We start from the raw sequence: 12,953 nt of genomic DNA, 5'->3' as shown, positions 1-12,953 counted from the left end.
ATGTCTGAGCCCTTGACCGCTGCCCTGCGCGCGGACGAGCAACCCCCGACCTCGGGTCCCCGTCGGTTCCGCATCGGCGTCGTCGGCGCCGGGCGTGTGGGCGCCGTGCTGGCCGCGTCGCTGCGCGGGGCCGGCCACGAGGTCGTGTCGGTGGCCGGCGAGTCGGACGCCTCGCGCGGACGGATCGCCGATCTGCTGCCGGGTGTGTCGATCGACAAGCCCAGTGCCGTCGCGCGCGACTGCGACCTGCTCCTGCTCACGGTGCCCGACGACATGCTCGGCAACGTCGTGTCGGTGCTCGCCGACTCCGGTGCCCTGCACGAGGGGCAGTACGTCGTGCACACGTCCGGCCGCCACGGCCTGGCGATCCTCGCGCCGGCCATCGCCGTCGGTGCCCGCGCCATCGCGCTGCACCCTGCCATGACCTTCACCGGGACCGGCGTCGACCTCGAGCGCCTGGGCGGCTGCACCTTCGGTCTCACGGCCGAGGTGGAGGAGCGTGAGGTCGCGGCCCAGCTCGTCGCCGACCTGGGTGGCGACACCATGTGGGTGCCCGAGACCCGCCGGGCGCTCTACCACGCAGGTCTGGCCCACGGCGCCAACCACCTGGTGACCCTGGTGACCGAGGCGATGGAGCTCCTGGCCGCCGCTGGTGCCGACGACCCGGCCGCGACCCTGCGCCCCCTGCTGACCGCCGCCCTCGACAACGCCCTCGAGCACGGCGACGCCGCCCTGACCGGCCCGATCGTGCGCGGCGACCTCAACACCGTGCGTGCCCACCTCGACGGCATCTCCGCCGAGGCGCCGACCACGCTGCCGTCCTACCTCGCCCTGGCGCGAGCGACCCTGAGCCGTGCGGTCACCGACGGCCGACTCACGCCCATGCGGGCCCTGACGATCACCCAGGTGCTGGACGCGGCCGCCCTCGCGCAGCCCGTGCGGGCACGCTGGACGTCGTGACCCACGAACGTCCCGTCCTGGCCTCCACCCGGGCCGAGCTGGCCGACGTCCTGGCGAAGCGGCCGGGGGAGCGGGTCGGCTTCGTGCCGACGATGGGCGCCCTGCACGGCGGCCACGCCAGCCTCATGGCCGCGGCGCGCCACGAGGTCGACGACGGCCCGTTGGTGGTGTCGGTGTTCGTGAACCCGATGCAGTTCGCGCCGGGCGAGGACCTCGACCGCTACCCCCGCACCCTCGACGACGACGTCGCTGTCTGTGCCCGCGAGGGGGTCGACGTGGTCTTCGCGCCGAGCGTCGACGAGGTCTACCCCGGCGGCGAGCCGATGGTGAGCATCGACCCCGGCCCCCTCGCCGAGACGCTCGAGGGACGCACCCGCCCGGGCCACTTCCGGGGTGTCCTGACGGTCGTCGCCAAGCTCTTCGGCCTGGTCCGTCCCGACGTAGCGGTCTTCGGGCAGAAGGACTACCAGCAGCTGGTGCTGATCCGCCGGATGGCCGCGGACCTGTGCCAGGGGGTCGAGGTCGTCGGTGCTCCGACGCTGCGCGAGACCGACGGGCTGGCCATGTCGAGCCGCAACCGCTTCCTCGACCCCGAGCAACGGCTCCAGGCGGTCGCGCTCAACCGCACCCTGCGCGCGGCCGCCGACGAGGCGCCGCACGGCGTCGACGCTGCGCTCGACGCGGCGCGCGGCGAGCTCCGCGAGTCGCTGGGCGTCGACCTGGACTACCTCGAGATCACCCTGCCCGACCTCTCACCCGTGCCCGCCGACGCGCCGCCCGGCACCGAGGGCCGTGCCCTCATCGCGGCGAAGGTCGGCACCACCCGCCTCATCGACAACCTGCCCCTCACGATCGGAAGACCCTGATGCTGCGAACCATGATGACCAGCAAGATCCACCGCGCCACCGTCACCCAGGCCGACCTGCACTACGTCGGCTCGGTGACCGTCGACGAGGACCTCCTCGACGCGGCCGACCTGCTGTCCGGCGAGCTGGTTCACATCGTCGACATCACCAACGGTGCGCGGCTGGAGACCTACACGATCGCGGGCGAGCGCGGCAGCGGTGTCATCGGCATCAACGGTGCCGCCGCCAGGCTGGTGCACCCCGGTGACCTCGTCATCCTGATCGCCTACGGGCAGATGGAGACCGCCGAGGCGCGCGAGCACCAGCCGCACGTCGTCTTCGTCGACGCCGACAACAAGATTCTCGCCACTGGTTTCGACCCGGCCGAGACGTTCGGTGACGACCGGCTCGTGCGGGGCGACGCGACCACCAGCAACTAGCATCCTCAGATGCCCACTGCCGTACGCCGTGTCCCGGGGCGCTTGAGCGCTCCCTCGCCCGGCTGGACCACCCAGGCCGACGTCGTCATCGTCGGCTCCGGCATCGCCGGCCTGACGACGGCGCTGCGCCTCAACGCCGCCGACAACGGGGTCGGCAAGATCCTGGTGATCACCAAGGACCGGCTGGCCGCCGGCTCCACGCAGTGGGCGCAGGGCGGGATCGCAGCGGCGCTGGGTCCGGGCGACTCGCCCGAGGAGCACGCGATCGACACCCTGGTCGCCGGTGCCGGGGTGTGTGACGAGGAGGCCGTCCGAGTCCTGGTCGACGAGGGGCCGGACGCCGTGCGCGAGCTGATCGCGCTGGGCGCCAACTTCGACCACGACGTCCACGGGGAGATCTCGTTGACCCGCGAGGGCGGCCACCACCGTGACCGGATCGCGCACGCCGGCGGCGACGCCACGGGCGCCGAGATCCAACGGGCGCTGATCGCCGCCGTCGGTGCCGCCCCGGAGATCGAGATCATCAAGCGTGGCTTGGCCGTCGACCTGCTCCTCACCGACCCGGTCGAGGGCGATGGTGGCGTCGCCGGCGTGACCGTGCACGTGATGGGCGAGGGACAGCGCGACGGAGTCGGTGCGGTGCTGTGCCGGGCGCTGGTCCTGGCCAGCGGCGGCCTCGGCCAGGTGTTCTCGCAGACGACCAACCCTGCGGTCTCGACGGGCGACGGAATGGCCCTGGCGCTGCGCGGGGGAGCAACCCTGCGCGACCTGGAGTTCGTGCAGTTCCACCCGACGGTGATGTACCTCGGTGCCGACTCGATGGGCCAGCAGCCCCTCATCTCCGAGGCGGTCCGGGGCGAAGGCGCCGTCCTCGTCGACTTCGACGGCCACCGCTTCATGCAGGGAGTCCACGAGCTCGCCGACCTCGCCCCGCGCGACGTGGTCGCCAAGGCGATCATGCGACGGATGCTCGACACCGGCCGGCCGCACATGTGGCTCGACGCGCGTCACCTGGGGGCGGAGTTCTGGGAGCGGCGCTTCCCGACCATCCTGGGCGTCTGTCGCACCCACGGCATCGACCCGACGACCCAGCTCATCCCCGTCGCCCCGGCGTGTCACTACGCCTCGGGTGGTGTGCGCACCGACCTGCACGGACGCTCCGACGTACCCGGCCTCTACGCCACCGGTGAGGTCGCCTGCTCGGGCGTGCACGGCGCCAACCGTCTGGCGTCCAACTCGCTGCTCGAGGGGCTCGTCTACTCGCGGCGGATCGCCCAGGTCCTCCCCGACGAGCTGCGTCCGTGGTCCGACCCGGCCCCCGACACCCGGACGCCCGGGCTGGTGCCCGGCGATGCCCGCCCCGAGCTGCAGGAGGTGATGACCTCGCGCGTCGGCGTGCTGCGCAACGAGGTCGGGCTCCAGGAGGCCAGCAGCATGCTCGACAAGATCGGGAGCCGCAGCGCCGAGGGCGTGGACCTCGCCGCGTGGGAGACCACCAACCTGCTCACCGTCGCCGAGGCGCTGACCGAGGCGGCGCGCGGCCGCGAGGAGACGCGCGGCTCGCACTGGCGCGACGACTTCCCCGAGCGCGACGACGTGACCTGGGCAGGACACTTCGACACGGTGATGAGCGACGGGGTCGCGGAGGTCTCGTTCGTCTCGGCGCCGGCGACCGACGGGGGCTCCGCATGAGTTGCTTCCCCTTTCACCTGCCGCCGCCACGGGACCTGAAGCAGGAGCTCGAGGCCGCCGACCTCGGCTACGAGGCCCTGGTCGACTACGTGCTCCGCGCCCTGCAGGAGGACCTTCCCGACGGCGCCCTCGACCTCACCTCGGTCGCCACGATCCCCGCCGATGCTCGGACCGAAGGTGTCTTCGCGGCCCGCGACGAGGGCGTCGTGGCAGGGCTGGGCGTCGCCGCGCTCGTCTTCCACCTGGTCCTCGGGGACGACGTCGAGATCACCGAGCGAGTGCCCGACGGCACCCGCGTCTCGCCCGGTGACGTCGTGATGCGCGTCGCCGGGCGCACCCGTGGTCTGCTCACCGCCGAGCGCACCGCCCTGAACTTCGCCAGCCACCTCTCCGGCATCGCCACCGCGACGTCGCACTGGGTCGCGGCCCTGGAGGGCACCCGAGCCAAGGTGCTCGACACCCGCAAGACGCTGCCCGGCTTCCGCGCCCTCCAGAAGTACGCCGTGCGCTGCGGCGGAGGAGTCAACCACCGCTTCAGCCTCAGCGACCTGGCCATGGTGAAGGACAACCACGTCGTGGCCGCGGGGGGAGTCGTGCCGGCGCTCGAGGCCGTGCGCGCGTCGTACCCCGACCTCCCCGTGGAGGTCGAGGTCACCGATCTGGGGCAGCTGCGCGATCTGCTCGCCGCGGGCTGCACGCAGATCCTGCTCGACAACATGAGCGACGAGACGATGGCCGAGGCGGTGCGCATCACCGCCGACTCCGGCGTCGGCGCCACCCTGGAGGCCTCGGGCGGCCTCACCCTCGAGCGGGCGTCGGCCGTGGCCCGCACCGGCGTGGACTTCATCTCGGTGGGGGCGCTGACGCACTCGGTCGTCGTCTTCGACCTCGGCTTCGACTTCCTCGAGGGCTGAGGGCGGTGTCCTTGCTCGCGGTCGACGTCGGCAACGCGCACACCGTGCTCGGGATCGTCTCCGACGGGGACGTGCCGGCCCACTGGCGGGTCTCGACCGACGGGCGGCGCACTGCTGACGAGTGGGCGGTCCTGCTGCGCGGACTCGTCGGCCGGCACTTCACCGGCCCGGACCCGATCTCGGGCATCGTGCTCTGCTCGACGGTGCCCGGGGTGACCCAGGCAGGGCGCGAGATGCTTGCGCGGCACTTCGCAGATCTCGAATATCTCGTGGTCGAGCCCGGCGTGCGCACCGGTATTCCGGTGCTCACCGACAACCCCCGCGAGGTGGGCACCGACCGGATCGTCAATTCGTTGGCCGCAGCAACCATCTACGGCGGACCCGCGGTGGTCGTCGATTTCGGAGGTACCGCCACCACCTTCGACGTGATAAACGCCGCGGGCCAGTATGTCGGAGGTGCTATCGCTCCGGGCATCGAGATCTCGCTCGAGGCGCTGGGGCGTCGCGGAGCCCAGCTGCGGCAGGTCGAACTGATCCGGCCGCGCTCGGTGATCGCCAAGAACACCGTCGAGGCACTGCAGTCGGGACTGGTGTTCGGCGTGGCCGCCCAGGTCGAGGGCCTGGTGGAGCGGATCGTCGACGAGCTCGACGTGGCGCTCGAGGACGTCTCGGTGATAGCGACGGGTTATTTATCACCCCTGGTATTCGACGAATGCGACTGCTTTACCGAGCACGCGCCGTGGCTGACGCTCCAGGGGTTGGAGATGGTATTCCGCCGGAATATCCGCGGATAATCGTCCGGCGGCTTTGGGTATTGAGCGATCATCGTGCACAATGATGACTGCTCCTATTCACCACATACTCAAAGACGAGGTAATCCCGTGGCACAGAAGGTAAACATTATTCTGGTCGACGACATCGACGACACCGAGGCGACCGAGACCGTCGCCTTCGGCCTCGACGGCACGTCGTACGAGATCGATCTCAACGACGGACACGCCTCGAGCCTGCGTGAGGCCCTGGCCCCGTTCCTCGGCCACGCCCGCAAGGTGACGTCGGGTCGTCGCTCGGCCAAGAAGTCCAACGGCGCCGCCGCCAGCGCCAATGGCGCCAGCGCGGCCGACGTGCGCGAGTGGGCCCGCGAGAACGGTCACTCCGTGCCGGACCGTGGCCGCATCCCTGCCGAGATCCGTGAGGCCTACGACGCCGTTCACTGATCCGCACCCAGCACCGACCCGTCGCGACGTCCTCGCGGCGGGTCGGTCTGCGTCTCCGGCCAGTGGGATGTCAGGCAGTGGGATGTCAGGCAGTGGGATGTCAGGCCAGTGGGATGTCAGCGCCACCCTTGTGTGACTGGTACGTCGCCGAGAGCGCGTCGTACGTCGCGTCGAGCCGGGCGAGACGCTCGTCCAGCAGCGGTTCGCCCAGTGCCGCGATCACGCCGACCAGGTCGGTGCTGGTGAAGTAGTCGTTGCTGCGGTTGTAGAGGTCACGGTCCGGCGCCGGGGCGGACCGATCGGGGTCCGGGACGGCGTAGACGGCCTTCAGGATCGCGATGTCGTAGGGGATGGCGAAGGACTCGGCGGAGTCCCGGTGGCTGAAGAGGTAGCTGAAGTTGTCGAACCCGGCCCACGTGATGCCGCTCAGGCACAGCGAGCACGGCTCGTGGGTGGCCAGGAAGAGGCAGTCCGAGGCCGGCGGACGGGTGGCGCGTGGCAGCTCGTGGAAGAGCTTGATGGCGTGGATCTCGCCGTGCCACAGCGGGTTCTCGACCTCGTTGTTGGTGGCGGCCACGACCAGCGACCAGTCACTCCTGCGGATGATCGCGGCTCCGAACAGCTTGTTGCCGGCAGCGACACCCCGGGTGGTCAGCGGCACGATGTCGTGCTCGATGACGTCGAGCAGCCTGGTGGTGCGCGCGAGGTCGTCCTCGGTGGTCCGGGCCATCCGACCAGGCTAGGGACCGAATGTTTCGTACGGCGCTCGGTGGCTGAGTGCCTGCGCGGCGGTCCAGCCGCAGCACCAGCAGGGCGGCGAGGGCCAGACCTGTCACCACGAGTGAGAACGCGACCCCTGCCGGGACCAGCCCGAAGCGCTGGGACGCGAGCCCGTCACCCACGACGGGCAGCGACAGGGCCACGTAGGCGACCACGAAGAAGGCCGATGTCGTGCCCGCCCGCTGGCGTGGCTCCACCCGGGCCAGCACGGAGCCCAGCCCCTTGCTGAAGGACAGGCCCTGACCGGCACCACCCACCACGGCGGCCACCAGCATCAGGGGCAGGGTGCCGATCCCGATGGCCAGCGCCAGCAGCCCCGTGCCGGCGGCGAGCAGCACGCAGCCGAGGTCGACCGCGGTGGTGAGGGGCACCCGGCTCAGGAGTACCTGGGCGAGCACCGACGAGAGGAACAGCACGGTGACCACCGAGACGCCGAGGATCGCGCCCGCGCCCGGCTCGGCCTCCGCGACGAAGCGGGGCGAGACCGCCGTCATCAGGCCGAGCACCGCGAACCCCGCGAAGCCGACGACGGCCGCCCCGACGAACGTGGTCCGTGCCTGCTGCGGGACCTCGGGCCGCGCCACGCGCAGCCGCGCGCCCGGCTCGACGTCCACCGTCTCGGGGATCCGGAGGAGCAGGGCACCGACCAGCAGTGCCACGGCGAGGTGGACCGCGAAGCCGAGGTGCACCGGCCACGGCCCGATCGTGATCAGCGACGCGGCCACGAGAGGACCGAGGCCCAGTCCCCCGATGTTGGCGGCCGTCGCGACCAGCGGTGCGCGTCGACGCCAGGCAGTCGGTGCCGACTCGAACACGGCGGCGGTCGCCGTACCGACGTAGATCCCGGCCGAGACGCCGGACACCAGGCGACCGACGAGCAGCACCCAGGTCGCGTCGGCGGCCAGGAAGACGACGTCGGACGCGGCAGAGAGGGCGAGACCAGCGAGCAGCATCGGGCGTCGCCCGATCGCGTCCGACCAGCGGCCGGTGACCAGCAGCGCGGCGAGCACGCCCACGGCGTACGTCGCGAAGATGACCGTCACCATGGTCAGCGAGAAGTCGAAGCGCGCCTGGTACTCGACGTACATCGGTGTCGGCAGCGTGGTGCCGATCATCGTCACGAGGAACGCGGCCACGACGACGGCGAACGCGGGGCGCGGGGCGAGCGGCTGTGCGGGGGACCTCACCGCGGGGCAACCGGGCGGGCGGGCCGCCCATTCCCCGCGCCGCCGCCGCCCTGGCGAGGTGGGCACCGATCGTCGCGCCGGACCCCGCGGGTGGAGGTGGCTTCGCCTCGGGGCGGGGTCGTGTGCCTGAGGGCGGTGGATGGGTCGTGCTGGGGCACACGACCCTTCGCGTCAGCCTCGTCGGTGCTGCTGCTTCTCGGCTCGCTGGATCTCGACGCCGCCGGCGCGAGTTCGTCCCTCACTCGCGCGCCTCGCTCAATCTCCCCGGCCCCACGCCACCCGCTCGTTCCTCGCCGGCGGCTGGCCGGTGATGTTCGCTGATAGCGGACGCCGTTCCGTCTGTGACGGGAACGCGTAGGCTGGGAGCGGGGTTAGACCTCCCGTGCCCCTCTCTCCACCCCGGAGCGGACGGGACCCCAGTGACGCAGAGGAGTTGCGGATGTTCGAACGGTTCACTGACCGAGCTCGTCGGGTGGTCGTGCTTGCCCAAGAAGAGGCGCGCATGCTCTCCCACAACTACATCGGCACGGAGCACATCCTGCTCGGGCTGATCCACGAGGGTGAGGGCGTCGCGGCCAAGGCGCTCGAGAGCCTCGACATCTCCCTGGAGGCGGTGCGCGCCCAGGTCGAGGAGATCATCGGTCAGGGCCAGCAGGCGCCCTCCGGTCACATCCCCTTCACGCCGCGCGCCAAGAAGGTGCTCGAGCTGTCCCTGCGCGAGGCGCTGCAGCTCGGACACTCCTACATCGGCACCGAGCACATCCTGCTCGGCCTGATCCGCGAGGGCGAGGGAGTGGCCGCCCAAGTGCTGCAGAAGCTCGGCGCCGACCTCAACCGGGTCCGCCAGCAGGTCATCCAGCTGCTCTCCGGCTTCCAGGGCAAGGAGTCGACCGCGCAGGCCGCCGCCCAGGGTGCCGGCGGCGACGCGCCGTCCTCGTCCCTGGTGCTCGACCAGTTCGGTCGCAACCTCACCCAGGACGCCCGCGAGGGCAAGCTCGACCCCGTGATCGGGCGCGAGTCCGAGATCGAGCGCGTGATGCAGATCCTCTCGCGCCGCACGAAGAACAACCCGGTCCTGATCGGTGAGCCCGGCGTCGGCAAGACCACGATCGTCGAGGGCCTGGCCCAGGACATCGTCAAGGGCAACGTGCCCGAGACGCTCAAGGACAAGCAGATCTACACCCTCGACCTCGGCGCGCTCGTCGCCGGCAGCCGCTACCGCGGTGACTTCGAGGAGCGGCTCAAGAAGGTCCTCAAGGAGATCCGCACCCGCGGCGACATCGTGCTGTTCATCGACGAGATCCACACCCTCGTCGGTGCCGGTGCGGCCGAGGGCGCGATCGACGCCGCCAGCATCCTCAAGCCGATGCTGGCCCGCGGCGAGCTGCAGACGATCGGTGCGACGACGCTCGACGAGTACCGCAAGTACCTCGAGAAGGACGCCGCCCTGGAGCGCCGCTTCCAGCCGATCCAGGTCGCCGAGCCGTCGATCGCCCACACGATCGAGATGCTCAAGGGCCTGCGCGACCGCTACGAGGCCCACCACCGGGTCACGATCACCGACGAGGCGCTGGTCTCGGCCGCGACCCTGGCCGACCGCTACATCTCCGACCGGTTCCTGCCCGACAAGGCGATCGACCTGATCGACGAGGCCGGCTCGCGGCTGCGGATCCGCCGGATGACCCAGCCCGCCGACCTGCGCGACTACGACGACCAGATCGGCGAGGTCCGTCAGCGCAAGGAGGCGGCGATCGACGGCCAGGACTTCGAGGCCGCCGCGCGGCTGCGTGACGAGGAGAAGCAGCTCATCCTCAAGAAGTCCGAGCGCGAGAAGCAGTGGCGCGCCGGCGACATGGACGACGTCGCCGAGGTCGACGAGGAGCTGATCGCCGAGGTCCTCGCCGTCGCGACCGGCATCCCGATCGTCAAGCTCTCCGAGGAGGAGTCCTCGCGGCTGCTCAAGATGGAGGACGAGCTCCACAAGCGGGTCATCGGCCAGGACGAGGCCGTCAAGGCGCTCTCGCGCGCGATCCGCCGTACGCGTGCCGGGCTGAAGGACCCGAAGCGCCCCGGTGGGTCCTTCATCTTCGCCGGACCGTCGGGCGTCGGCAAGACGTGGCTGTCCAAGACGCTGGCCGAGTTCCTCTTCGGCGACGAGGACTCCCTGATCCAGCTCGACATGTCGGAGTTCTCCGAGAAGCACACCGTCTCGCGGCTCTTCGGCTCGCCTCCGGGCTACGTCGGCTACGAGGAGGGCGGCCAGCTCACCGAGAAGGTGCGCCGCAAGCCGTTCTCCGTGGTGCTCTTCGACGAGGTCGAGAAGGCCCACCCCGACATCTTCAACTCGCTGTTGCAGATCCTGGAGGAGGGTCGACTGACCGACTCCCAGGGCCGGGTGGTCGACTTCAAGAACACCGTCATCATCATGACCACCAACCTCGGCACCAAGGACATCAACAAGTCGGTCCACCTCGGCTTCAACCAGTCGGGCGACGCCGCCGGGTCCTACGAGCGGATGAAGGGCAAGGTCCAGGACGAGCTCAAGCAGCACTTCCGGCCCGAGTTCCTCAACCGTGTCGACGAGATCGTCGTGTTCCCGCCGCTGACGCGGGAGCAGATCGTGCACATGGTCGACAACATGATCGCCTCGGTCGAGCTGCGGATGCGCGACCGCGACATGCGCATCGAGCTGACCCAGGCCGCCAAGGACCTGCTGGCCGTGCGTGGGTTCGACCCGGTCCTCGGCGCTCGGCCGCTGCGCCGCACGATCCAGCGCGAGATCGAGGACACCCTCGCCGAGAAGATGCTCTTCGGTGAAGTGGGCCCCGGTCAGATCGTGCTGGTCGGCGTCGAGGGCGAGGGTCCGAGCGCGACCTTCACCTTCGAGGGCCAGAAGGTCGGCGAGCTGCCCGACCTGCCGCCCTTCGACGCCGCGGAGATCGGTGGCAGCACCCCCGACCTTCCCAGCACCGAGGACGAGGGACCTCGCGACGTCCCCCGTGGCAAGGGCGGCGAGGCCGAGGGCGGCGGAGCCCAGCTCGCCTGACCGAATCGTCGCTGACCCGTCACACATGTGTGACGGGTCAGCGCATTCTTGGCGACGCCCGGGTCAGGGCAGCGCGTAGCGCTCACCGTCGTCGAGGCGTACGGCGAGCCGGTCGGTGACCAGGCTCGCCAGGCACCGTTCGCGCTGGGACTGATCGCTCCAGACCACGTCCAGGCTCGCCCGGGTCACCGGGACCTCGCTGTCGCGCAGCACGCTGAGCAGCCGGCCGCGACACTGCCGGTCGGTGCCGGCCCACGTCTGCGCCTTGCGCGGAGGACCGTCGTACGGCGGCTTGCCGGCCAGCTGCCAGGCGCACCGCTCCCGGATCGGGCAGTCGGCGCAGCGCGGGCTGACGGCGGTGCAGACCAGCGCGCCCAGCTCCATCACCGCCACCGCCCAGGTAGCCGCCGTCGGTGCGTCGTCGGGCAGCAACATCGCCCCCATGTCGCGCTCGGCCCGCGTCACCGCGGTCGCGGGGTACTCCACGCCGCTCACCGCCCGGGCGAAGACCCGACGCACGTTGGTGTCCAGCACCACGTGGCGCCGGCCGTAGGCGAAGGAGGCGATGGCCGAGGCGGTGTAGTCACCGACGCCGGGCAGGGCGAGCAGGTCGTCGTACTCGGAGGGCACGACGCCGCCGTGCTGCTCGGTGATGGCGACCGCGGCCGCGTGCAGGCGCAGCGCGCGGCGCGGGTACCCGAGTCGTCCCCACGACCGCACCGCCTCCCCGGAGGGTGCACCGGCCAGATCGGCCGGGGTCGGCCAACGACGCAGCCACTCCTCGTGCATCGGAATCACGCGGACCACCGGAGTCTGCTGGAGCATGAACTCCGAGACCATCACCGACCACGCCGAGGCGTCGTGGCCGCGCCAGGGGAGCTCGCGCGCGTGCTCGTCGTACCAGTCCAGGACCGGGGGATGCAGGGCGTGAGGCACTCGACGATTGTCCCTGCGGAGTGGCACCCCCGTCGGGCAGGGTCAGGTCGTTAGCGTCGCCTCCATGACCTCGACGACGGGTGCCGGCCGGTCCGGCACGGGAAGGCCGCTGAGCCCCGCGGTCTACTGGCGCCGTCGGCTCTTCGTGCTCGGCACCGTCGTCGCCCTGGTCCTGATCGTGGTCAACCTTGTCGGAGGTGGCTCGGACTCCACGGGCCCGGGCGTCACTGCCAGCAACGTGGGCGCAGACCAGGAGAGCGCAGCACCGCCCGCGGCCCCCACGGCCGGACCCACTGCCGGCACCGGCAAGAAGAAGGGCACGAAGGAGCGGTCGCCGACGACGCCCGAGCCGACCGTGGTGCTGCCGACCGCTCCGCCGCTGGCCGAGCCCGAGGGCGAGTGCGTCGACGACGACATCGCCGTCACCCCGACCGTGCAGCGGGCCGTCGCCGGCCGGTCGGCCCTGATCACGCTCAAGCTACGCACCATCAGCGCGGAGGCCTGCACCTGGCAGGTCTCGGCCGACACCCTCGCGGTCCGGATCTCCACCGGTGACGACGAGGTCTGGGCGAGCCGGGAGTGCCCGGGCGCCCTGACCGAGCAGTCCGTCGTCGTACGGCGTGCGGTCACCGCGACCTACGACCTGCGCTGGAACACCCGCCGCTCCGACGCCGGGTGCCCTCGGCTCACGGAGTTCGCGCCCGCCGCCGACTACCGCGTCACGGCGGCGGCGTACGGCGGGGAGCCCGCCGACCTGGTCTTCGACCTGGTCGCTCCCACGGCGCCGGAGCCGGCGCCCGAGCCCGAGGCGGAGAAGCTGAAGGGCAAGCAGGGCAAGAAGGGCAAGAAGGGTTCGGGCAACGCCGGTCGAGGTGTGGGGAGCGCCAGCGCCGAGACGCTTCTATAGCTTGTCAAGTGGTTGCTTGGGCGAGGTGG

The 12,953-nt window shown here is 71.1% G+C and carries 12 protein-coding genes; 9 read left to right on the top strand and 3 right to left on the bottom strand.

What is annotated here, in order from left to right; all coding sequences use genetic code 11:
• The 7 genes from Q1K33_RS07645 to Q1K33_RS07615 all read left to right on the top strand — a co-directional run bounded on the left by Q1K33_RS07645 (position 1) and on the right by Q1K33_RS07615 (position 6,068).
• Positions 1-960, top strand: a complete 960-nt coding sequence (locus Q1K33_RS07645) for a Rossmann-like and DUF2520 domain-containing protein (protein WP_300402361.1) — start codon at positions 1-3, stop codon at positions 958-960.
• Positions 957-1,826, top strand: coding sequence for a pantoate--beta-alanine ligase (gene panC / locus Q1K33_RS07640; protein ID WP_300402359.1), 870 nt, complete (start codon positions 957-959; stop codon positions 1,824-1,826). The genes Q1K33_RS07645 and panC overlap by 4 nt, the downstream gene beginning before the upstream one ends.
• Positions 1,826-2,245, top strand: a complete 420-nt coding sequence (gene panD, locus Q1K33_RS07635; protein WP_300402357.1) for an aspartate 1-decarboxylase — start codon at positions 1,826-1,828, stop codon at positions 2,243-2,245. The genes panC and panD overlap by 1 nt, the downstream gene beginning before the upstream one ends.
• Before the next feature lie 9 nt (positions 2,246-2,254).
• Positions 2,255-3,937, top strand: coding sequence for an L-aspartate oxidase (locus Q1K33_RS07630; protein ID WP_300402355.1), 1,683 nt, complete (start codon positions 2,255-2,257; stop codon positions 3,935-3,937).
• Positions 3,934-4,851 (top strand): carboxylating nicotinate-nucleotide diphosphorylase, encoded by a 918-nt coding sequence (gene nadC / locus Q1K33_RS07625; RefSeq protein WP_300402353.1) that lies wholly within the window; start codon positions 3,934-3,936, stop codon positions 4,849-4,851. The genes Q1K33_RS07630 and nadC overlap by 4 nt, the downstream gene beginning before the upstream one ends.
• A 5-nt stretch (positions 4,852-4,856) precedes the next feature.
• Entirely contained in the window at positions 4,857-5,645 is a 789-nt protein-coding gene (locus tag Q1K33_RS07620; RefSeq protein WP_300402351.1) for a type III pantothenate kinase, read from the top strand.
• A gap of 87 nt (positions 5,646-5,732) precedes the next feature.
• Positions 5,733-6,068, top strand: a complete 336-nt coding sequence (locus Q1K33_RS07615; protein ID WP_300402349.1) for an Lsr2 family protein — start codon at positions 5,733-5,735, stop codon at positions 6,066-6,068.
• Between the two features lie 100 nt (positions 6,069-6,168).
• Here Q1K33_RS07615 and Q1K33_RS07610 read toward each other — a convergent pair whose 3' ends face one another.
• Both Q1K33_RS07610 and Q1K33_RS07605 read right to left on the bottom strand, forming a co-directional pair.
• A complete protein-coding gene (locus Q1K33_RS07610) occupies positions 6,169-6,744 on the bottom strand; it encodes a nucleoside deaminase (protein ID WP_300402456.1) in 576 nt (191 codons plus the stop codon).
• Positions 6,659-8,035, bottom strand: coding sequence for an MFS transporter (locus Q1K33_RS07605; protein ID WP_300402347.1), 1,377 nt, complete (start codon positions 8,033-8,035; stop codon positions 6,659-6,661). Before Q1K33_RS07605 ends, Q1K33_RS07610 begins: the two co-directional genes overlap by 86 nt.
• 439 nt (positions 8,036-8,474) lie before the next feature.
• Between Q1K33_RS07605 and Q1K33_RS07600 the strand changes: the two genes are divergently transcribed.
• On the top strand, positions 8,475-11,081 hold the full coding sequence (locus tag Q1K33_RS07600; RefSeq protein ID WP_300402345.1) for an ATP-dependent Clp protease ATP-binding subunit: 2,607 nt from the start codon (positions 8,475-8,477) through the stop codon (positions 11,079-11,081).
• Between the two features lie 63 nt (positions 11,082-11,144).
• Here the strand turns inward: Q1K33_RS07600 and Q1K33_RS07595 are convergent, their stop codons facing one another.
• Complete coding sequence (locus Q1K33_RS07595) at positions 11,145-12,017, bottom strand: A/G-specific adenine glycosylase (protein ID WP_300402343.1); 873 nt, start codon at positions 12,015-12,017, stop codon at positions 11,145-11,147.
• Positions 12,018-12,081: 64 nt separating this feature from the next.
• On the opposite strand from Q1K33_RS07595, the gene Q1K33_RS07590 reads away from it, so the two are divergent.
• Positions 12,082-12,924: a hypothetical protein gene (locus Q1K33_RS07590; protein WP_300402341.1), complete on the top strand. Its 843-nt coding sequence runs from the start codon at positions 12,082-12,084 to the stop codon at positions 12,922-12,924.
• The last annotated feature ends 29 nt before the right edge of the window (positions 12,925-12,953 follow it).

Source organism: Nocardioides sp. (assembly GCF_029937575.1).
In the GTDB taxonomy this organism is placed as follows: domain Bacteria; phylum Actinomycetota; class Actinomycetes; order Propionibacteriales; family Nocardioidaceae; genus Nocardioides.
The sequence above is the reverse complement of the archived record's forward strand: the minus strand, read 5'-3'. Positions and strand labels throughout refer to the sequence as shown.

Bases quoted from the DNA above. Each gene is read 5' to 3' on its own strand.
- Q1K33_RS07645 (WP_300402361.1), top strand. From the start codon at position 1: ATGTCTGAGCCCTTGACCGCTGCCCTGCGCGCGGACGAGCAACCCCCG.
- Q1K33_RS07630 (WP_300402355.1), top strand. From the start codon at position 2,255: ATGCCCACTGCCGTACGCCGTGTCCCGGGGCGCTTGAGCGCTCCCTCG.
- Q1K33_RS07600 (WP_300402345.1), top strand. From the start codon at position 8,475: ATGTTCGAACGGTTCACTGACCGAGCTCGTCGGGTGGTCGTGCTTGCC.
- Q1K33_RS07590 (WP_300402341.1), top strand. From the start codon at position 12,082: ATGACCTCGACGACGGGTGCCGGCCGGTCCGGCACGGGAAGGCCGCTG.
- panD (WP_300402357.1), top strand. From the start codon at position 1,826: ATGCTGCGAACCATGATGACCAGCAAGATCCACCGCGCCACCGTCACC.
- nadC (WP_300402353.1), top strand. From the start codon at position 3,934: ATGAGTTGCTTCCCCTTTCACCTGCCGCCGCCACGGGACCTGAAGCAG.